Raw genomic sequence first — 20745 nt, 5'->3', positions numbered from 1 at the left:
TTATCCGCGACTCACTTGCCGCCAACACCGCCCCGTCGCACCGTTTCAGGTCGGGATCAACAGCGAAGAATCCCCGTAAGAGAAAAAACGATACTTTTGTGCAATCGCATGGGCATAAATTTGCCGGATCTCTTCCGATCCAATTAGGGCCGAAACCAACATCATCAGCGTCGAGCGCGGCAAATGAAAATTGGTCATCAACGCATCCGCCACTTGAAACGTGAATCCAGGATATATGAAAATATCCGTCTCGCCCTGCCAGGGCTCAATCTCCCTACCTCGTGCAGCACTTTCAATCAAGCGCAAGGCTGTGGTCCCCACCGGGATCACCCGGCCGCCATTGGCCTTGGTCTGGCGGATTTCCTCAGCGGCCTGCGCGCTTACATGTCCCCATTCGGCGTGCATCTTGTGCGTAGTTACATCCTCGACTTTCACAGGCAAGAATGTCCCCGCCCCGACGTGCAGTGTCACATGGGTAAACTGCACGCCCTTGTCCGCAAGCTCGGCCAGCAAAGCCTCATCAAAATGCAAAGATGCCGTCGGGGCGGCAACAGCCCCGGAGTTCTCGGCAAACACCGTCTGGTAGTCTTCGTGGTCTTGTTCATCCGCAGCACGCTTTGCCGCGATATAGGGCGGCAACGGCATTGAGCCTATCTCAGTCAATGCTGCGTCGAAGTCATCCCCCGTCATGTTAAAGCGCAGTACTCCTTGCCCGTCCGGCTTATCCGTCAACTCCGCCTCAAGCCCGGCTTCGAATTGAATAACCTCTCCTTCGCGGATCTTCTTTAGCGGCTTGATCATCGCCCGCCACGTGCCATCTGTCTCTGGGCTCAGCAAGGTGACTTCCATCCGTGCCTCGGTCCGTCCCTGTGGGCTCATCCGGGACCGCACACCTTGCAAGCGTGCTGGAATGACCTTGGTGTCGTTCAACACCAACCGATCCCCGGGTAGAAGCCAATCGCCCAACTGGTCCACGGTGCTATCGGTGATCTGCGCTCCCTGTGCCACCAACAACCTTGCCGCTCGCCGCGGGCGCGCTGGCCGCACCGCAATCAACTCTTCCGGCAGATCGAAATCAAAATCACTGGTTTTCATCGGTCGTTCTGCCGTCCTGTGTTGGTTTTTGGCGGCGGGCTCTCCTGCTCCACCGCTGCACCACCGTCTTGATCCTTGTTCGTTCCATCCCTCTTGGGCGCAGGTCGCCGGAATAGCTCGCGAAACAGTCCCGGCGCAAGAGCCGTTAGCGGATTCACATACACATCCGGATCATCCGCCGTGCCGGTGAGGGTGTAATTGAAACCGAACAGCCCCTCCCCCTTACGAGAATAGGCCCCACCCAACACGTTCAACACATAAACGGGCGAAATCACACCTTGGAAATCCATCTGTCCGCGGCCCGTATCATAATACCCATCAAGGGAAATCCCCATCGACGGCCCGACAGCCGATCCCGAGTAAACTGTCACACGATCCGGAGCCAGACGGAACCGGCCATCTACGGTACGAAAATGAATGCCGTCGCCCCCCATTTGCTCGACCAGCCCAACGATACTGACGGCATTCAAAAGCGCCGCCATGGTCGGCGCCTCGGTCAAGCGCATATTCTGGGCTTCAAGCTGCCCATCAAATTCGCCGGGCGTCTTCGCTGGAACCAACCGCAATTCCATTGTGCCACCTCGGGCGTTTTTCAGCAGACCAGCCGAGGCCATCACCCGCCCTGCCTCTTCAGACCTAATGATGAAGGCACTACCGCCTTTCTGCGGCACAATTCGGCCGCTGACCTTGCCCCCCTGGTTCACTTGCCCCGTGAACGGCCCCGAGGCCCCGTTGGTCATAGTCAAATCTGCTTTGAAGTTCGTCAGCGTGATTCCGTCAGTGATTATAAGTTCATCCAGAACCAAGGAAACCGGGCCCTTGTTGCCTTCACTGCGCGCCGCCTGCCCGTCCTGTGGCCCCTTCAGAACCGAGGCTTGCCGGACATCAAAAACACCACCGAGAACACGAACCGCAGGCGGCTGGTCTTTGCCCTGCCCCACCAGCTCCACCGGCGCATCAAGCCAGCTGCCTGCTTTTACACTGGTAAATGAAGCCCGATCTAATTCGCCATCCGGGCGCAGGCTCACATTGCCGCGCGCTTCCAACCCCGGGGCATTCAATAGGATTTTGTCAACCACAACCGGCTCGGCCAAACGACCGCTGACTTCCAATACCCCTTTGCCATCTTCCGACAGGCTCCAGTCCAATTCCCGAAGCCTCAACCCCAGCCCAGCCAGATCCGAAGTCAACAGGAACGATCCCGGTGCACCCTTGGGTAGTTCCAGCGTAATAGGTGCCTGCGCTACCCCCGTTAAACTCCCCGGCGGCAGGCCAATGCGAAACTCATCCAGAAACCGGCCAGACAGTTCAACCCAGCCTTCAACCTTGCTGCCGGGTTTACCACCCGGGCCCAGGTCGGCGCCCCAAAGTGCTTCAAACGGCACTTGACCAATGCGGCCAGACCCGGAGATTTCCAAACGGCTCGGCACCGCGCTCACTTGCAAGGCCTGCGCCGTCAAGACCTTTCCCGGGATCAGTTGCTCGCTGGTGACGTTCGACAGGCGGCCCTGCAGATCAAAACCGACGTCCTCTAGCAGCAAACGCTTTTTTAAGAGTATATCGATTTGGCCTGAGACCTCGGCCCGGCCATCCGCTAACACCACAGGCCGCCCAGCCTTCTTCATGAACTCAAACGGCTTTTCATCCAGCAACGCCAACCCGGCTGTGATCGTGCTTTTGGTGCGCAGCATAACCTGCGCCGGACCACCCCGAATATCGGTATTGGGGATCACAAAACTGGTGCCTGACACGTCAATGCGACCACCTTGCGGCGCCGTCACCTGCCCCTGATCCGCGGTAATGACAAACCGGCGGCCAGCCAGCGAGGCTCGCCCAGAAGCCCCTTCAATCGGTGGTAGGCCCTTTACGAACCGTGTCGCCATGTCGTGAAATTCGAACCCGAGGTAAAACTCCTGTTTTTGCCCGGGGGCCATCCGCATCGAAAACTGTGCGTTTTCCAGCGATGCGTCGATCACGTTATTTTTAATCCATGTCCGTGGCTTTGCCTTAAAGGCACCCGGCCACAGCTCCAACAGACGGTCTGTTCGAATTTGGTTCAAGCGAGTGTCAATCGCCACCGCCCAGCCCTCCGCCTTGGCCGCAACTTCGCCTGTCAAGTTGATCCGCATCGCCTGATCCAGAACCGACAGCTCGCCAATGGTCAAAACAAAAGGATCAAGGTTCAATCGGAGATCCGCATGAACGCCTTCCAAATGAACGGGTTCGGGATAAAGCCCTGCAGGGTTTGCATTCAGTTCTTGAATATCGATCTGGCCCAAAATGGCATTTGGCCATCCGGTATCCATCCCGACCAGAAGTGCCTTGCCATTTGCCGTGAACGTTCCCCACTTGCTATCGACAAAAAGTTCATCAAAGGTGAGTTTGTCCAACACCGGATCGAAACTGAAATAGCTTCTCATCGCAGTAAATGCGACGGGCTGAGCTGCTTCATTGGGCTGTATTACCCCCTCGGACAGCTGGAGCGTCGCATTAAGCCCGGCCAAGGCCCCTTTTTCATTCATCTCGCCTCGGATGGCTCCTGAAATCGGCGCGTCAATTGCGTTGAGCCAACTCATCACAGGGGATTGCCCTGCAATATCCTGTGACGCCATATCTTCAAGATTTATACCAAACTGCGCTGCAGCGCTCCCTATCTTCCCTTCATAGTTGACCGACAGCGTCGTGGCGTAGTCTCGCGCCCCTAAAAGCGCGAAGTCCCCTCGAATCTGTAGATCCAACCCTTTCCGCTCAAGAGACAGCTCTGCGCCATCAATTGCCCAAACTTTATTGACCCGGGCATCTTCGAAACCAATTGTCATATTTCGAAGAATAACTTCACGCAGTGCATTGAAATGGGGGTTTTCTAATACGTCATGAGCCTGCTCGATTACGGCGGCAAGGTTTGGCGCCTCCTCGACCGCAGGTAAAGCACCGCCAACCGAAAGACCTATCTGCCCATTCTCGTGACGACGCACGACGACCTGCGCACCGTTCACATAAACTGATCGTGGCTTAAATTGACCTTGCAGCATAGGCTTCAGCGCCAAAACGGTTTGGGCTTCAGCCAAGCGAACAAATGGCGCGGCGCTCGCATTTGACAAAGCAATGCCACGCAATTGCAATCGTGGCACCCAACCTTTTTCGATCACAATCGCAATACTTTCGACGGAGACCACAAAAGCATCCGTGTTTTGATTGAGTCGCGCCATGACGCGCTCTTCAACCCATTCAGGCACTTGCAGGCGCGTGCCCATCACAGCCATCAAAGTGAAGATGAGCACTGTGGCACAAACGCAAAAAAGCGAGATCGTCCAGATCCCGAGTCGCAGCCCGATACGGCGCTTTCTGCCCTTAACTTTCTTGGTCAAATCACTGCTCAAAGCTGCCCTTTTGCGATCTGCTTTATCTTTGCCCGTTGCGACCTAATATAAAAGCCAAAGTTTCACCATGAGGAATCACCATGCTCAATCCCGCCGATGAAGCCCCCGAATTTACCCTACCCCGTGATGGTGGCGAGGAGATCACCCTCTCCACGCTGCGTCCAGCACCTGTGGTGCTGTTTTTCTATCCACGCGATGACACTTCGGGCTGCACCAAGGAAGCTATTGCGTTTACTGAGTTGAATGCAGAGTTCGAAGCTCTCGGCGTAAAAGTTTTCGGCATCTCCAAGGACACCGTCACAAAACACGACAAGTTCCGAGACAAGCATTCGCTTGGTATTCCGTTGCTTTCTGATGCCGAAGGCGATGTCTGTGAGAGTTATGGCGTCTGGAAAGAAAAAAGCATGTACGGCAAGAAATTCTTCGGCATCGTGCGAACCACCGTTTTGATTGATGGTGATGGCGTGGTGGCCCGTGTCTGGCCTAAGGTCAAAGTTGTCGGTCACGCCGAAGAGGTTCTTGAGGCTGTCAAAGCACTTTAAAGGTTTCTCGTGACATCTAAAACGCTTTCCCAAATGGCCGTCGACGTGCTGACCACTGCTGACGGTCGTGCCAAAACGGCTTTATCACGCGACTACGCGCGCCAATGGTTTGCCGCGCGCGAGGCTGGAGACCCCATTGCCATTGGCGATGCTCAGCCTCCGTTACACCCCTCTCGCCCAGAAAAACCTGAATTACTCAACCCACGAGATGTGCCACGCCGCCGTCCCGGTTCCGCTCAGGGGCGTATCGCGATACTGCATTCCGTCGCCCATATCGAACTGAACGCTGTCGACCTGCATTGGGATATCATTGCCCGGTTCACCGATACAAAAATGCCCATGGGTTTTTACGACGATTGGGTCAAGGCAGCTGATGAGGAATCAAAGCATTTCAACCTGTTATGCGACTGCCTTGAAGCACAAGGCAGCCACTACGGCGCGATGGGCGCCCATGCCGGCATGTGGCGTGCTGCTGAAGACACGGTGGATGATTTCATGGGGCGACTGGCTGTCGTCCCCATGGTGCTTGAGGCGCGTGGTTTGGACGTCACTCCTGGGATGATCGACATATTCCAATCCGCCAAAGACACCCAGACGGTTGATGCGCTTAAGGTGATCTATGCCGAAGAGGTTGGCCATGTCGCCTATGGATCCAAATGGTTCCACTTTCTCTGCGGCCGTCATGATATGGACCCGAAAGAGGCCTTTCATCAGTTGGTCCGCAAATACTTTCACGGCGCGCTGAAACCTCCCTTCAACGAGGAAAAACGCGCAGAAGCAGGCCTGCCACCGGACTTCTATTGGCCTCTTGCTGACAAATTGCCGCCACATTCCCAAAACTAACGCTGGAAATCGGCGAATTCCCGCCATTTCCTTGGGGTTTCTGGCGGTGTTTCGTACTCATGACCTCAAATGCCTTGCCCAAAGGCAATCCTCTTTGTATGGACTTCGCAGAACGCACCTTAACAATAAAAAACTGCGTCGACCCATTGGGATAGGTAACCGGGACCAAAGAGACTTGCGCACTAGACTTGCTATCAAATTCAACACCTTACTCGAGCGCCACTTCCCTGAGCGCCGGGTATTTCTGAAATCCGATACTGACACGCGGTTCATCCGCCTGCGCCCTGCCTCGCAGTTGATTGCCTTCGCTGGCACCTCCGCGATTGTCGCTTGGGCCATCGTCGCCACCGCGATCTTGTTGATGGACTCGATCGGCTCGGGAAATTTCCGCGAACAAGCCAAACGCGATCAGCTCACCTATGAGCAACGCTTGAATGCACTGGCGCAAGAGCGTGATGCCCGTGCCGCTGAAGCCATCGCCGCTCAGCAACGCTTCAATTCCGCTCTGGAGCAGATTTCGACGATGCAGACTGAACTGCTCGATTCTGAAACACGTCGCCACGAGCTGGAAACAGGTATCGAGATTATCCAAGGCACCTTGCGTCAGGCCATGAACGAGCGCGACGATGCCCGCAGCGAAGCCGACGAACTGTCCGTCGCTCTGAATTCTGCCGGAAACATTGCAGGCGAAGACGGCAACACCGCATCTGACAATCAGGAAATCGCGTTCCTCACCGCAGCCTTGCAAGATACCGCTTACGAGCGCGATCAAATCACTGAAAACGCCCAGTCCGCTCTGATCGAAGCGGATGAAATGGCGACTCAAATTCAGTTGATGAAAGATAAGAACGACCTAATTTTCCGCCAGTTGGAAGAAGCGATGACCGTTTCTGTTGAACCACTGGAGAAAATGTTCTCCGCCGCTGGTATGAACACTGATAACATGCTGAAATCGGTCAAGCGTGGCTACTCCGGTCACGGCGGCCCTATGATGCCCCTGTCCTTTTCGTCGCGCGGATCAGAGCCTGCTGACGAAGATGCGCTGCGTGCCAACCGCATCCTCAACCAGATGGATCGCCTCAACCTGTATCGTATTGCGGCGCAGAAAGCGCCGTTCGCGCTACCCGTCAAAGGCGCGTTCCGCTTCACCTCGGGCTTTGGCTATCGTTGGGGTCGGATGCACAGCGGTTCAGACTTTGCCGCGCCACATGGTACGCCAATCTATGCCACCGCAGATGGAGTGGTGATTCAGGCAGGCTGGCAATCAGGCTATGGCCGCCTGGTCAAAATCCAGCACGAATTCGGGATTGAGACCCGTTATGCCCACAACTCCAAGATCTACGTGAAAAAAGGTCAAAGAGTCTCGCGCGGCCAGAAAATTGCTGCTATGGGCAATACTGGACGTTCCACCGGCACCCATCTACACTACGAAGTCCGCGTCGGCGGCAAGGCCGTCAATCCGATGATCTATATCAAGGCTGCAAAAGATGTTTTCTAAGAGCAAAATCAACGACCCCGCACCCAAAGCCGATGCTGCAAAATCGGCCACACGTGATTCTAAGCCACAAGCGGCCCCTGCCGAGGCGTCAAAACCTGATTTCAAAGCAGCAGCCCCAAAGGCCAAGCCCCCCGCATCGGTCCTGTCATCAGACCTGCACATCACCGGCAACATTAAGACCACCGGCGACATTCAGGTTGAAGGCACCATCGAGGGCGACATCCGCGCACACCTGCTGACTGTAGGTGAAGGCGCAACCATCAAGGGCGAGATCATCGCGGACGACGTGGTCATCAATGGTCGTATCGTTGGTCGTGTTCGCGGCCTCAAGGTCCGCCTGACGTCGACTGCCCGCGTCGAAGGTGACATCATTCACAAAACCATCGCCATCGAATCTGGTGCCCATTTCGAAGGCTCAGTTCAGCGTCAGGATGACCCGCTCAGCGCAAAGTCAGCCCCAGCGGCAAAAGCCGAAGGCTAACGCTTCGATAAAATCGAGAAATTGCAAAGGCGCCCTGCACGGCAGCGGCGCCTTTCTCATTTTCGATACCACCCTATGACACAGAACTAGAAACTGGCCTCATCAGATTAGACACGCCCTAAAGGTTAATTGTTAACCAAACGGAAACGATTGTGTCCCGGAACACAGACCCATAAACAGTAGCGCGTTACCTTCCCCCCAATTCAAAACTCATTTTTACGATTTCTTTTGTTGCGGTTCTTCCTCTCATTAAAGGAGACCAGCAATGCACCTGCGATCTATCCGCGAACGCATTATTCAGACGCTCAGTTTCGAAGTCATCGGTATCTGCTTCGTAAGTCCACTTTACGCCTTTGTTGTGGGGGCTGACATGGGTAAAAGCTTTGCGCTCATCACCCTGATCTCCATTGTCATTCTGACGTGGACCCCCTTGTTCAATACGCTCTTTGACTACATCGACGCCCTGCATTCCGGGCGCGTCGCCAGTGACCGACCCGGTCCCTTACGTGTGTTTCACGCAGTTATGCATGAGGTCAGCGCTATCGCCCTGACCTGCCCAATCCTCATCCACGTCGGTGGCCATAGCCTGCTGGGCGCCCTCAAAGTCAATCTCGGGCTCACTCTGACCTATACGCTTTACACTTACGTCTTTCACCTTGTTTACGACCACTTGCGCCCGGTAGAGGCAGAAGATCTCGAACTCGGCCAGCCTCAAAGCCTGTAGAAAAACGCCGTTGATGAGCTAAGGCACTTCGATTCAGCCAAGCGCCTTACTCCATACAAGCTCTCGAAATTCTTCGCCGAAACATTGGACAAGCTTGCCTAGTCTTGGTATCTCACTGCCGTGGGGTCCGCGAATGCCCCGTGAGGCTCAGGCTTAAATTTCGCTTCCCAGATCAACACAACAGGTCGCACTATGTGTCGGCCTCATCTTAGGAAGTGTCCCATGCCCGCCCTCAATGAAATCAGCCCCCACCAACTCAATCGCCTGATCGGCACCCCCGATGCCCCTGTCCTGTTTGACACCCGCATTGATCAAGACTTCGCGCAAGATCCGCAGCTCATCCCCGGTGCCATCCGTTGTGCCCACACCGACCTGCCCGCCATGCAGCGCAGGCTCGCGCAACGCAACACAGACAAAGCCGTCGTCTATTGCCAGAAGGGCCGCAAAATCTCCCACGGAGTCGCAGCACTGCTCCGCCAATCGGGGCAACAGGTCGAAGTGCTCGAAGGCGGGCAATTTGCCTGGCGTGACGCGGGTCTACCGATGATCAGTGGCCAGCTTGATCTGCCCCGTGATCCATCCGGGGCCACCCGCTGGGTGACCCGTCACCGCCCCAAAATTGATCGGATCGCCTGCCCCTGGCTCATCCGCCGCTTCATCGACACCGAGGCGCAATTCCTGTTTGTCCCGCCACAGGACGTGTCGCTTGTGGCCGAAAAGTTTAACGCCACGCCCTTTGATGTCGAAGACGTGCAATTCAGTCACCGTGGTGAAAGCTGCACCTTCGACACGATCCTGCAGGATTTCGGCCTGCACTCAGATGCGCTCACCCAAATGGCCACAGTCATCCGGGGTGCCGACACTAACAAGCACGACCTTGCACCACAAGCCGCAGGTCTGTTGGCACTTTCCACTGGCCTCTCGCGCATGTACCGCGATGACATCGCCCAATTGGATGCTGGCATGTTGCTCTATGATGCGCTCTTCCGCTGGGCCCGCGATGCCATGAGCGAAGGCCACGACTGGCCGCAGGCCCGATAAGATGCGATAACATCATGACCAATCCCAGCCTCAAAGACTCCCTGCCCGTTTGGTGGCGCATTGGTCTGCTGTCCTTTGGCGGACCCGCTGCGCAAATTGCCCTGATGCACCGGCTGATCGTTGATGAAAAACGCTGGCTGAGCGAACAGCAATACCTCAACGCGCTCTCCTTCTGCATGCTCCTGCCCGGCCCCGAGGCGATGCAACTGGCCACCTACACCGGATGGCGGTTGCACGGCGTGCGCGGTGGGTTGATCGCCGGGCTGTTGTTTGTCCTACCCGGCGCGGCGGTGATCCTGGCACTTGCCATGCTCTACGCACTTTACGGCAGCACCCCGGCGCTCGAGACCATCTTCCTCGGCATCAAGGCCGCCGTTCTGGTCATCGTGTTCGAGGCTCTTCTTAGGGTCGCCCGCAAGGGCTTGACCACCACCGCCCACCGCGCCATCGCCGCGCTGTCCTTTGTGGCTTTGTTCTTCTTCTCACTGCCTTTCCCAATGGTGATCCTGCTCGCCGGTCTCTACGGATACTTCACCACCCTCACAGACCCTGAACCGTCAGATGTGACCGCACCGGTTCGATGGCAATCCACCACAAAAACCATCGCAATCTGGTTGGCGGTCTGGATCCTCCCACTGCTCATACTGCCAACAATCACCAACTACGACGTGCTGGGCCAGATCGGCGCGTTCTTCTCAAAGCTTGCCACCGTCACCTTTGGCGGGGCCTATGCTGTGCTCGCCTATATGGCGCAGGAGGCGGTTGAGACCCATAGCTGGCTCTCCGCCGCTGAAATGGTCGACGGCCTCGGCCTCGCTGAAACCACCCCCGGTCCGCTGATCCTTGTCACAGAATTTGTTGGTTTCCTCGCCGGGGCCCGCGTGAACGGAGAGCTGAACCTCTGGCTCGGCACCCTCGCCGCGCTTACCACCCTCTGGGCCACATTCGCCCCCTGTTTCCTTTGGGTCTTCGCTGGTGCGCCCTATATCGAATGGCTCACGTCTAAGCCAAAACTCCGCGCCGCCCTCGCTGCCATCTCTGCCGCCGTGGTTGGCGTGATTCTGAACCTGTCGATCTGGTTCGCGCTGCATGTCCTGTTCACCCGCGTGGATACCCTTAACTGGGGCCCCATTTCGGCCATCTCCCCTGACCCAAGCAGTCTCAACATCGCCGCTATCGCCCTCATGGCCCTCGCCGCCCTTTTGCTCCTGCGACTGAAACAATCTGTCCTTGTCACCCTCGCTCTCTGCGCCGGGGGCGCTGCCCTGATGCTTGCACTATAAAATCAGCTATCCACTTGGCGTCAGGTCACATACAATTGCGCTCGCGGGTACATCTCCGCGATTGTAAAACCAATGAACAGTATCCCCATCCTCCAGTATTCCATCTATCCCTTCTGCGGAATATGTGGCTTCTCCTTCTGGGCGGCCTTCGACCCACTCACCCGAAATCACCTTGACGATTCCCGGTCGTGTCTCATGCGAATGTTTCGCGATCTGTCCGCCAGGCATGATCGTGATTGCGCGCAATTGCATGAAATATCCACCCAACCCGATTTGCCGCTGAAGCATGTCTTCTTCGATCACTCCAAGCTTTTCAAGCGACAGACTTTTGTGCTCCGTCGGCGGGTCAACCTGCGCCAAGGCAAAACCGGCAACCAGCCCAAAGCAGGTCATCAATGGCAATGAAAACAACCTAATGGGCCGTGAAGATCGCGCGCGATTGTCTAAATCATTTTGCATCTGCCTATCCTTCAAATTTTGAAAAAATCCAATTCAAGGCTAATATGGCGCCGGAGCCTTGAGCAAATGAAAGGAATTCAGTTCCGGTTGAGAGGAATTCACCCCGATGAAACGCAAACTCCCGCCATTCCCTGCTCTGCGGGCGTTTGAGGCCGCCGCCAGATTGGGCAGCTTCAAATCCGCCGCATCCGAACTATGCGTCACCCCTTCGGCAATCAGCCACCAGGTCAGCTTGTTGGAAACTTACATCGGTAAATCCATGTTTGTACGACAATCGAACCGGGTTGAGCTCACCCCTGATGGCCAGCACTATCTGACCAGCGTCGGACCTATTCTGGACGATCTCGATGCCAGCACGCGTGCCGTCATTGGCGAGCCCCAGCAAGGTCAACTAAGATTGAAAATGACCGAGTGGTTCGCAAAACGCTGGTTCATCCCACGGCTTTCGAACTTTCTGTGCACCTACCCAGACATTGACGTCAAAATTGAAACCGGCTTGCCTCCGACAGATTTCAGAAACGGCGAATTGGACATCGTGATCCATTGGGAAGATGCCCCTGTCCCCGGCGCTGTCATTGAACCATTTTTTACTTCAGGCCGCACACCTGTTTGCACACCTCAATATCTTGCGTCTCATCCTTCCCTGAAACGACCACACGACCTGCAACATCACGTTCTTTTGCGGGATGAAACCTCGGATGGCTGGCAAGAATGGTTTGATCTGGCCGGTGCCCCACAGGCCTGCCCGTCAGGCGGCCCGGTTTTCGCCCACTGCGAATTATCAACCAATGCGGCCTTAAACAATGCAGGCATTGTGTTGTCTTACACCGCTTTGATTGATGACTTTTTAAAATCTGGCGCGTTGCGGCCAATATTTGATCTGCACACCCCGGTCCGCACCCTCTACTCACTCGCCTATGAGCAATGCCAATCTAACTCATCTCACATCATGATCTTCAGAGAGTGGCTTTTTGGGCAAGTCCTGCAAGATTCTAGCAATACCCTCGCGGCCTGAAAAACTGCAACGCCCTTTGTTTGGAGCATGGCAGATTTATGGCCCGAAGATTTTCATTCCTTTCTCGGCGGGGGTGTGCAACTCTATAGCCTCAATTGATTTGAGCGAATTTATTTGATGACTGGCAACGCATCTCACGGTGACAAGGCCACAATAGATCAGTGGTCGGATCTCAAGCGCGCGGCACGAAACGCAGAATGGAACGTGCCAGAGGGACGTCTTGGCGACATTGTCCGACAACTGCGCTGTCGCGGCGAAGCGGCCCGGCGCCGGGCTTCCTGGATTCTGGCCCTGCTTGTCTTTGTGATTTTTATTGGCTTGCTCTTCTATCTTGGCCTGCCCTTCTGGCAGCAGTTCGCAGACGGGCGTAAACAGACATTAACCCAGCATATTAGCGATATTGAAACCCGTCTGGGTGGTCTCGACCGAGATCGTGAAACCCTCAAAACCGACCTCTCGAACTTTCTACACGAACGCCCAGAACAGTTACGCGCGCCAGACGGAAATGGCCTTAACGATCCGCTCCAGGTTGGAGAGGCAATATATATCAGCAGCTTCGACTATGGTGGCGTATGGCGCGCAGCGCAAGACGGCGCATCCTTTGAAGAGCTAAAGGAGCCAAACGGAATGGGCCTTAATGCACCGGTTCAGATCGGAGAGGCGATATATATCACGGGCTTTGATCATGGTGGCGTATGGCGCGCTGCACAGGACGGCGAACCCTTTGAAGAACTAAGGGCACCAGACGGAAACGGCCTTAACGGTCCAGTCCAGATCGGAGAGGCGATATATATCACGGGGCAATTCAGCGGTGGTATATGGCGCGCAGCGCAAGACGGCGCATCCTTTGAAGAGCTAAAGGAGCCAAACGGAATGGGCCTTAATGCACCGGTTCAGATCGGAGAGGCGATATATATCACGGGCTTTGATCATGGTGGCGTATGGCGCGCTGCACAGGACGGCGAACCCTTTGAAGAACTAAAGGAGCCAGACGGAACCCACCTCTACCCACCGGTCCAGGCCGGAGAGGCGATATATATCGCAGGGCCATTCAGTAGTGGCGTATGGCGCTCAGCGCGAGACGGCGCACCCTTTGAAGAACTAAAGGGGGCACCGGACGTAAGCGGCTTTAACGCGCCGGTTCAGTTCGGAGAGGCGATATATATTACTGACTATGATGGTGGTGGCATATGGCGCGCAACGCAAGACGGTACATCCCTTGAAGAGCTGCTAGTCATAGATGGAGATAACGTCAACAATCCAGTCCAGATCGGAGAGGCAATATATATTACGGGGCAATTCAATGGCGGCGTATGGCGCTTAGCGCATGACTCCACATCCTTTGACGAACTGCGAGCGCCCGACGGAAATGGTCTCAACAATCCCGTCCAGATCGGAGAAGCGATATATATCACGGAACAGTTTGGTAGTGCCGTATGGCGCTTAGCGCAAGAAAGCACATCCCCTGAAAAGCTGCTGGTCGCAGATGGAAACGGCTTTTACGATCCGGTCCAAATCGGAGAGGCGGTATATATCACGGGGCAACTCGGTGGCGTATGGCGCGCGAAGCAGGACGGTGCACCCTTTGTGGAGTTGTTGGTCCCAGACGGAGTCGAATTCAACGCGCCGGTCCAGGCCAAAGCGACAATATATTTCATGGGATCGAACCACGGTGGTGTGTGGAAGCTACCAAGTTCGTTGCCAGAGCGCGTTATGGCTCTCGAAAGCGATGCGAAAATGCGCGACTTTTTCGACACACTCCAATTAGATCTGAAAAATCGCGACACGATCAAACAAATGGACGCAGAGCTACGACGAATTGAGATTGAACGCGCGGGCCTCCACAAAGTCAGATCCAGCACCCAAGACCGGCGTGACCGTTTTGATGAGCTCCCGTGGGCCGTTCTGGCCAAAGCGGACTATGCGATGTCCTTCGATCAGTTTTTGGAAAAGTGCCGCGCGCCCAATGCGGATTCTGAAACTCTCACCAAAACCTGCCTTGAGACCTGGCAAAGTAACCAAGAAGCCACCGAAAGCGATTGGTGGGAAACCCTCAGCACGCAAGTCCCGCCCGGCATCTTGTTGCTGTTCTTGCTCGGAACCCTTGCCGCGCTTTATCGCTACAACATGCGCCTGGCCGGTTTCCATCATTCGCGGGCGGACATTCTGGAATTGCACAGCGCCGGGTTCGTCAAACCCCACAACATGGATGATCTGTCAAAACTCGCCGCCGCCCTCGCCGCGGACAATGTTTCCTTCGGGAAGATGCAGGTGGGATTTGGCACCGGATCCATCGGGATCGAGCGGGCGGGATCGCCGTCGAATTAGAAAAGCTTTCAACTTCGTTAACCAATGCGTCGGGTCAAAAAGGCTTTTGTACAAAACCCGCGTACAACCTGTACAACCTGTACGTAAATCAGGCTTCCAACTCCGCATCCCAATACAGGAAATCCAGCCAACTGTCGTGCAGGTGATTGGGGGGGAATTTCCGACCGGTATTGCGCAACTGCTCCGCAGCCGGTGCCCTGGGCGGCTTACGCAGTGACATGTGTGCCTGATGTAAGCTCTTGGAACCTTTACGTAAATTGCATGGGCTACAGGCCGCAACCACGTTTTCCCAACTGGTTACCCCACCTACAGCACGCGGAACCACGTGATCAAACGTCAGATCCCCTGTCGTCCCGCAATACTGGCACTGAAATTCGTCCCTCAAAAATAAATTAAAGCGCGTGAAGGCCACGCGCTTTTGAGGTTTTACATAGTCTTTCAAAACGATCACACTGGGAATGCGTATCTCAGTACTGGGACTTCGGACCGTTTCTTCATATTCCGCAACGATATCAACACGTTCCAGATAGGCTGCTTTGATCGCATCTTGCCAACACCACAGCGATAACGGGTAGTAGGACAAGGGTCGGTAATCCGCATTTAGCACCAGTGCCGGATGCTGCTTCAACGCCGCCGGTTCTCTGACAAACTCTGCTCTAAAATCCTCTGCCATACCTTTCAATCACTCCTGCCCGGTTGACCGTTATCGCGGTTCCAGAGCGGGACAACCCGCCCCTTGTTATCCTCCACTATATATCGTGGTTGCCATCTGACAACCCCCACATATTGCAGGATCAAAACCGGAATACCGCGATTCCATTACGGCAATGTGACAGTTATCCACAGCCTATGGTTAAACATAGAACGTTTAGATTCCGAAAACAGTCGCCTTCAGCAATCCAAGGTTTTGCCGAAAAGGTGAAACTTCTAACTGACCAAGGCCAACTTTCGCGGGTGATCTGGCAGCCCGTTTCAGCACTCCAGATGTCTGCCAAAGGGGTAAAAGCGCAGGCTGACTTTGTTTCGGAATCGAAGATTTGTTCGCGCGCGCGGCGTGCAAGAATTGCAATCCCTCATGCGCCAGTTTTCCCACCGTCTCAGGGCGCCCATCGACCAATGGAATACGACCTGCGGCCTCTAAATTCGGCACCGCACGCAACCAGTTTGCCACCCCCTGCGCATAGCCAAATTCCCGGGCAAGTGTGTCACACTGCGTACCAGTGGACCGCAACGCGACGGCAAGCAAATTTCCGGCGGCATCTTTCAGGTACGACTGAAAGTGCGCCGTATCCTCAAATGGTTCTTTATATATATCCCAACGCCTTGCTGCGATGAGTTGATCTAAAAGATTGACCCCTTCAGCATCGATCACTTCTGCCAAAGGTGTTGTCACCTCATGACGCCGCACCGGCCCGCCTGCGCGGATTTCCTCCAACGCATCGCGCCACCATTGAAGGCGCATTTCGGCAATCATCGGCTCTTCGGTCAGCCATGGCGCGCGGGCCACTTCGACGTTGAATGCGTATAGCGGAAACAGCTTGTCGCGCAGTGCGACCGGTGCCGCCATTGTGGCCCTAAAACGATCGGGGTCGCCCTTTTCCACAATGGCGGCACAGGCCGCAATATCTTCACGCATCACGCAAGAGCTTCCAGTTTATGGCATCCAGCAGCGCCTCGAAAGACGCATCAACGATGTTTGGACTGACGCCCACGGTCGACCAACGCCGTCCCTTGCCATCTTCGCTATCGATGATGACGCGAGTCACCGCCTCAGTTCCGCCCTGAGTGATGCGCACTTTGAAATCGACCAGACGCATATCATCAATGGCATCCTGAAAGGGTCCCAGATCCTTTGCCAAGGCTTTCGCCAATGCATTCACCGGGCCACGGTCAGACCCATGGCCATCCATGGATTCGCTGACAGAAAGCTTCTTTTCACCGTCGACCTTAACGACAACAACGGCCTCAGATAACGAAGCCATTTTGTCATACTTGTTTTTGCGCCGCTCCACCGTCACCTTGTAGCGCTTGACCTCGAAAAACTCGGGCAACAACCCCAGTTCGCGCCGCGCCAGAAGTTCAAAACTCGCTTGAGCGCTGTCATAGGTATAACCGTGGTCTTCGCGATCTTTGATCTCGGCGAGAATACGAGATAAGGCCGGATCATCCCGTTGCACATCTAGACCGGCCTCGGCCAGTCGACGGCGCAGGTTGGATAGCCCCGCCTGATTTGACATCGGAATAATGCGTGTATTTCCAATAGCTTCCGGCGGTATATGTTCGTAAGTGGTAGGGTCCTTGAGGATCGCAGAGGCGTGCAGCCCGGCCTTATGCGCAAAGGCGGACGCCCCGACGTAAGCCGCCTGCTTGGTCGGCACGCGGTTGAGGATTTCATCCAGTTGTCGGCTGGCCATAGTCAGGGATTTCAACGCTTCAGCGCAGATCCCCGTTTCAAGCGTGCTGGCATAGGGCTCTTTCAACAGCAATGTGGGGATAATCGCGATCAGGTTGGCATTGCCACAACGCTCGCCCAACCCGTTCAACGTCCCCTGCACCTGCCGCGCACCGGCATCAACAGCGGCCAGACTGCCAGCCACCGCATTTTCGGTGTCATTATGGGTATGAATACCCAGTTGATCCCCCGGAATACCAGCGGCGACCACCTCTGCGGTGATGCGGTAGACATCATAGGGCAAGGTGCCGCCATTGGTATCGCACAACACCACCCAACGTGCACCAGCGTCGAGCGCAGCTTTCAGGCAGCTCAACGCATATTCGGGGTTGGATTTGAAACCATCAAAGAAATGCTCGGCATCAAACAGCGCCTCGCGGCCATTCTTCACAATATGTGAGATGGATTTGGCGATGTTGTCGCGGTTTTCGTCAAGCGTGATACCGAGGGCCGTAGTGACATGGAACTCATGGGTTTTGCCTACGAGGCAAACCGCACCTGTGCCCGCATTCATCACCGCTGCCAAAACATCATCGTTTTCCGCGCTCATACCTGCGCGTTTGGTCATACCAAAGGCGGTCATTGTGGCGCGAGTCTTGGGGGCTGCGTCAAAAAACGCGCTGTCGGTCGGGTTGGCACCGGGCCAGCCGCCTTCGATATAGTCGATGCCCAGTTCATCAAGCGTCTGTGCGATGGTCTGTTTTTCAACAGTCGAGAATTGCACGCCCTGCGTTTGCTGCCCATCGCGGAGGGTGGTGTCATAGAGATAGAGGCGTTCTTTGGTCACAGGGGACACCCCGTTTTGCAAAAGGCAAACCAAAGGTTTGACGTGCGGGCGCTTTGCTTCCGCCCGCGGTCGGATGCTGTGCTCAATTGCGATGGCGCATTCATTTCAAAGCCTCCAGTTTGGAAGCATCAAAATCGATGCCGGGCACCAACTTCACACTCTCTTTAGTCATTTGAACCTCGAGACCTGCTCCGATCAAAGACGATTTCATCTGATCCACAGCGGAGAAATCTTTTGTCGCTTTTGCCGTTTCGCGAAGGTTAAACAACTCGGTTTCTAAATGCGACAAGTCCTGTTGGCCCAAATTTACCCATTCCGGCAACCCCTGCTCGTAAAAACCCAGCATATCCATGTTCTTACGCAGTTGATTTGCATCATCCGCATTTGCGAGACGATGGCATGCGGTTATCGCGCGAGGCGTGTTCAAGTCATCAGCTAGCGCACTGATCAACTCTGGATCGGCTTCTTTTTCTTCAGGTGCCACTCCGGCATCTTCCGAGATCGCATACCACTTGCGCAGCGTCTTCTCTGCCTCTCGCGCCTTCTCTGCTGTCCAGTCCATCGGCTTGCGGTAATGCGTCGACAGAAATACAAAGCGGATCACTTCGCCGGGTATTCCCTGATCCAACAAATCGCGGACGGTAAAGAAGTTACCCAGCGATTTGGACATCTTCTTGCCTTCGACTTGCAGCATCTCATTGTGCATCCAGACGCGGGCAAAATCTGACCCCGGATTGGCGCAGCAGCTTTGCGCGATCTCATTTTCGTGGTGCGGGAATTGCAGGTCGTTGCCGCCGCCGTGGATATCAAAGCTTTTGCCCAACAGGTCATCCGCCATGGCCGAGCATTCGATGTGCCAACCCGGACGGCCCCAGCTCCACGGGCTTTCCCAGCCTGGCTGGGTTTCGTCTGAGGGTTTCCACAGAACAAAATCCATCGGGTTTTTCTTATAGGGCGCAACCTCAACTCGGGCCCCCGCGATCATATCATCGACTGAGCGGCCCGACAGCGCGCCATAGGCTTTGTAGCTGTCCACGGCAAAGAGCACATGACCTTCAGCAGCATACGCGTGCCCCTTTTCGATCAGCCCCGCAATCATTGTCACCATCTGTGGGATATAATCGGTGGCGCGTGGCATCAGGTTGGGCTCCATCGCGCCAAGCGATCCCATATCATCCAAAAACCACTGAATGGTCTCGTTGGTAATGTCACTGATCTTACGACCGGTTTCAGCGGCGCGAACGTTGATCTTGTCTTCTACATCCGTGAAGTTGCGCGCATAGGTCACTTTGTCTGCCCCATACACATGGCGCAGCAGGCGATAGAGCACGTCAAACACCACGACAGGGCGGGCATTGCCCAGATGCGCACGGTCATAGACTGTTGGCCCGCAGACATACATGCGCACGTTGTCACGATCGATGGGTTCAAACACCTCTTTCCGGCGTGTCTTGTTATTGTGCAGCTTGATCTCGGTCATAAGTCCCTCGTGGCGCGCAGTGTTCCCGCAGCGGGCTTATCAACTTACCTTCAAGGATGGAATAGAAGACGACCCGCAGAGTGCTCTCAGCAGGTAATAATGCAGCAGATAATGATGGTTGCAGTCTTCATAGGGGCGACCATAGGGGGCCGCCCCACTGTGGTCAAGCAGCTTGGTTGTAACTCACCACTTCGAATTCGATACCGTCCGGGCCATCAAAGTAGAACCTCAGCCCAGGTTCATAATCGCCGTGGCTGTGCGGGGTATATCCAGCGGCTTCAACCTTGCGCTCGACAACCTTAATATCATCCACCACAACGCCGACGTGATTCAGGCCCGCAATCTGTTCGTAAGTATTGCCCATTGGGGTTAGGGGCTTACCCGGTTTGTAAAGCGCCAGATAACTATCCTCATCTCCAACATGAACGGTGTAACCGTTGTCTTTGGCCGTCCCTTCCCAGCGGACATGCCAGTCAAACAGATCGCATAAGATTGCCGCGATTTCCTGCGGGGCTGTGACTGTGACATTCAGATGCTCGAGTTTCATCCCAATTCCTTTCAATTTGATTCCTCTTGAGTTTCATTGTAATTTCTCAAGTATACCTTAAATCAATATGGATAATTTTCATGCCAACCAACAGGTTAGCCAATCGCGGGTTAAGCATCGGCTTTGTATCCGAGCGCACGGGCCTGCCCACGTCCGCCATTCGCTATTACGAAGATGAAGGATTGGTCACCCCAGACCGCAATGTCTCTGGCCACCGCCGCTACGCCCGGGCGGATATCAGGCGGCTGTCCTTTGTAATGATTTCACAGGGCCTTGGCTTCTCTATCGCCGAGATCCGAGCGGCGCTTGCCACCCTGCCCGATCACCGCACTCCGAATAAAGGGGATTGGAACCGAATCTCTAAAAAATTCGGCTGCATTCTGGATGAAAGGATCGAACAGATGCAGTCCCTGCGCGCGCGCCTAGATGGTTGCATTGGTTGCGGTTGCTTGTCGCTTCAAAGCTGCGCTTTGTATAATCCACGCGACCGTGCCGCAAAGCGTGGCAAGGGTCCGCGCTATCTGATGGGCGATCCTGTCGAGCTCGATTAGGCGCGAGAAACCGCGCAATTTAATCAGTCATGGCAAGTTGAAATGAAAATAAATATCACTTTTTCATTGCCTGTTTGCGACAAACGTCGTTATTTGAATAGATCGGTTGTGCTAGATGGTGCATTCCCTCTCATCACGTAGGGAGAAACTGACAATGAAACCAAAATGCAAGATTGCATTGGTGATCTATACGATCGGCGCGACCCGTGGGCGTGCTGCGCGTGGAAGACCGTCTTTGG

18 protein-coding genes are annotated in these 20745 nt (G+C 55.1%); 10 read left to right on the top strand and 8 right to left on the bottom strand.

The genetic code is table 11. The features are described from left to right. Positions 1 to 45: 45 nt before the first annotated feature. Entirely contained in the window at positions 46 to 1095 is a 1050-nt protein-coding gene (gene queA / locus ROA7450_RS11215; protein WP_085805806.1) for a tRNA preQ1(34) S-adenosylmethionine ribosyltransferase-isomerase QueA, read from the bottom strand. Next, positions 1092 to 4463 carry a YhdP family protein gene (locus ROA7450_RS11210; RefSeq protein ID WP_143534427.1) on the bottom strand — a complete coding sequence of 1124 codons (3372 nt, stop codon included), beginning with the start codon at positions 4461 to 4463 and terminating at the stop codon, positions 1092 to 1094. The genes queA and ROA7450_RS11210 overlap by 4 nt, the downstream gene beginning before the upstream one ends. 92 nt (positions 4464 to 4555) lie before the next feature. On the opposite strand from ROA7450_RS11210, the gene ROA7450_RS11205 reads away from it, so the two are divergent. The 7 genes from ROA7450_RS11205 to chrA all read left to right on the top strand — a co-directional run bounded on the left by ROA7450_RS11205 (position 4556) and on the right by chrA (position 10887). Next, on the top strand, positions 4556 to 5017 hold the full coding sequence (locus ROA7450_RS11205; protein WP_085805804.1) for a peroxiredoxin: 462 nt from the start codon (positions 4556 to 4558) through the stop codon (positions 5015 to 5017). Positions 5018 to 5050: 33 nt separating this feature from the next. Then, positions 5051 to 5860: a ferritin-like domain-containing protein gene (locus ROA7450_RS11200; RefSeq protein WP_085805803.1), complete on the top strand. Its 810-nt coding sequence runs from the start codon at positions 5051 to 5053 to the stop codon at positions 5858 to 5860. 175 nt (positions 5861 to 6035) lie between these two features. Then, positions 6036 to 7358: a M23 family metallopeptidase gene (locus ROA7450_RS11195; protein ID WP_200812952.1), complete on the top strand. Its 1323-nt coding sequence runs from the start codon at positions 6036 to 6038 to the stop codon at positions 7356 to 7358. Continuing rightward, entirely contained in the window at positions 7348 to 7839 is a 492-nt protein-coding gene (locus ROA7450_RS11190) for a bactofilin family protein (protein WP_085805802.1), read from the top strand. The genes ROA7450_RS11195 and ROA7450_RS11190 overlap by 11 nt, the downstream gene beginning before the upstream one ends. Before the next feature lie 265 nt (positions 7840 to 8104). Then, complete coding sequence (locus tag ROA7450_RS11185) at positions 8105 to 8563, top strand: PACE efflux transporter (protein WP_085805801.1); 459 nt, start codon at positions 8105 to 8107, stop codon at positions 8561 to 8563. A gap of 222 nt (positions 8564 to 8785) precedes the next feature. Then, entirely contained in the window at positions 8786 to 9604 is an 819-nt protein-coding gene (locus tag ROA7450_RS11180; RefSeq protein ID WP_085805800.1) for a chromate resistance protein ChrB domain-containing protein, read from the top strand. A gap of 14 nt (positions 9605 to 9618) precedes the next feature. Beyond that, positions 9619 to 10887 (top strand): chromate efflux transporter, encoded by a 1269-nt coding sequence (gene chrA, locus ROA7450_RS11175; RefSeq protein WP_085805799.1) that lies wholly within the window; start codon positions 9619 to 9621, stop codon positions 10885 to 10887. Between the two features lie 6 nt (positions 10888 to 10893). On the opposite strand, the gene ROA7450_RS11170 is transcribed toward chrA, so the two are convergent. Beyond that, on the bottom strand, positions 10894 to 11280 hold the full coding sequence (locus ROA7450_RS11170; protein WP_085805958.1) for a cupin domain-containing protein: 387 nt from the start codon (positions 11278 to 11280) through the stop codon (positions 10894 to 10896). 172 nt (positions 11281 to 11452) lie between these two features. On the opposite strand from ROA7450_RS11170, the gene ROA7450_RS11165 reads away from it, so the two are divergent. Both ROA7450_RS11165 and ROA7450_RS11160 read left to right on the top strand, forming a co-directional pair. Next, positions 11453 to 12361 carry a LysR substrate-binding domain-containing protein gene (locus ROA7450_RS11165; RefSeq protein ID WP_085805798.1) on the top strand — a complete coding sequence of 303 codons (909 nt, stop codon included), beginning with the start codon at positions 11453 to 11455 and terminating at the stop codon, positions 12359 to 12361. 117 nt (positions 12362 to 12478) lie between these two features. Next, the gene (locus tag ROA7450_RS11160; protein ID WP_085805797.1) at positions 12479 to 14689 is read left to right on the top strand and encodes an NHL repeat-containing protein; all 2211 of its coding nucleotides are present in this window, start codon (positions 12479 to 12481) and stop codon (positions 14687 to 14689) included. 88 nt (positions 14690 to 14777) lie between these two features. Here the strand turns inward: ROA7450_RS11160 and ROA7450_RS11155 are convergent, their stop codons facing one another. The 5 genes from ROA7450_RS11155 to ROA7450_RS11135 all read right to left on the bottom strand — a co-directional run bounded on the left by ROA7450_RS11155 (position 14778) and on the right by ROA7450_RS11135 (position 19955). Then, positions 14778 to 15362 carry an HNH endonuclease gene (locus ROA7450_RS11155; protein WP_085805796.1) on the bottom strand — a complete coding sequence of 195 codons (585 nt, stop codon included), beginning with the start codon at positions 15360 to 15362 and terminating at the stop codon, positions 14778 to 14780. Positions 15363 to 15557: 195 nt separating this feature from the next. Then, entirely contained in the window at positions 15558 to 16325 is a 768-nt protein-coding gene (locus ROA7450_RS11150; RefSeq protein WP_085805795.1) for a phytoene/squalene synthase family protein, read from the bottom strand. Beyond that, the gene (cimA, locus tag ROA7450_RS11145; RefSeq protein WP_085805957.1) at positions 16318 to 17928 is read right to left on the bottom strand and encodes a citramalate synthase; all 1611 of its coding nucleotides are present in this window, start codon (positions 17926 to 17928) and stop codon (positions 16318 to 16320) included. The genes ROA7450_RS11150 and cimA overlap by 8 nt, the downstream gene beginning before the upstream one ends. A gap of 100 nt (positions 17929 to 18028) precedes the next feature. Further along, entirely contained in the window at positions 18029 to 19408 is a 1380-nt protein-coding gene (gene cysS, locus ROA7450_RS11140; protein ID WP_085805794.1) for a cysteine--tRNA ligase, read from the bottom strand. Positions 19409 to 19571: 163 nt separating this feature from the next. Continuing rightward, positions 19572 to 19955, bottom strand: coding sequence for a VOC family protein (locus tag ROA7450_RS11135; RefSeq protein WP_085805793.1), 384 nt, complete (start codon positions 19953 to 19955; stop codon positions 19572 to 19574). Between the two features lie 80 nt (positions 19956 to 20035). Here ROA7450_RS11135 and soxR point away from each other — a divergent pair, with 80 nt between their 5' ends. Beyond that, positions 20036 to 20506, top strand: a complete 471-nt coding sequence (gene soxR, locus ROA7450_RS11130) for a redox-sensitive transcriptional activator SoxR (protein WP_085805792.1) — start codon at positions 20036 to 20038, stop codon at positions 20504 to 20506. Positions 20507 to 20745: the final 239 nt, after the last annotated feature.

Source organism: Roseovarius albus (assembly GCF_900172335.1).
Lineage (GTDB): Bacteria > Pseudomonadota > Alphaproteobacteria > Rhodobacterales > Rhodobacteraceae > Roseovarius > Roseovarius albus.
This window is presented reverse-complemented; position numbering and strand designations above follow the sequence as displayed.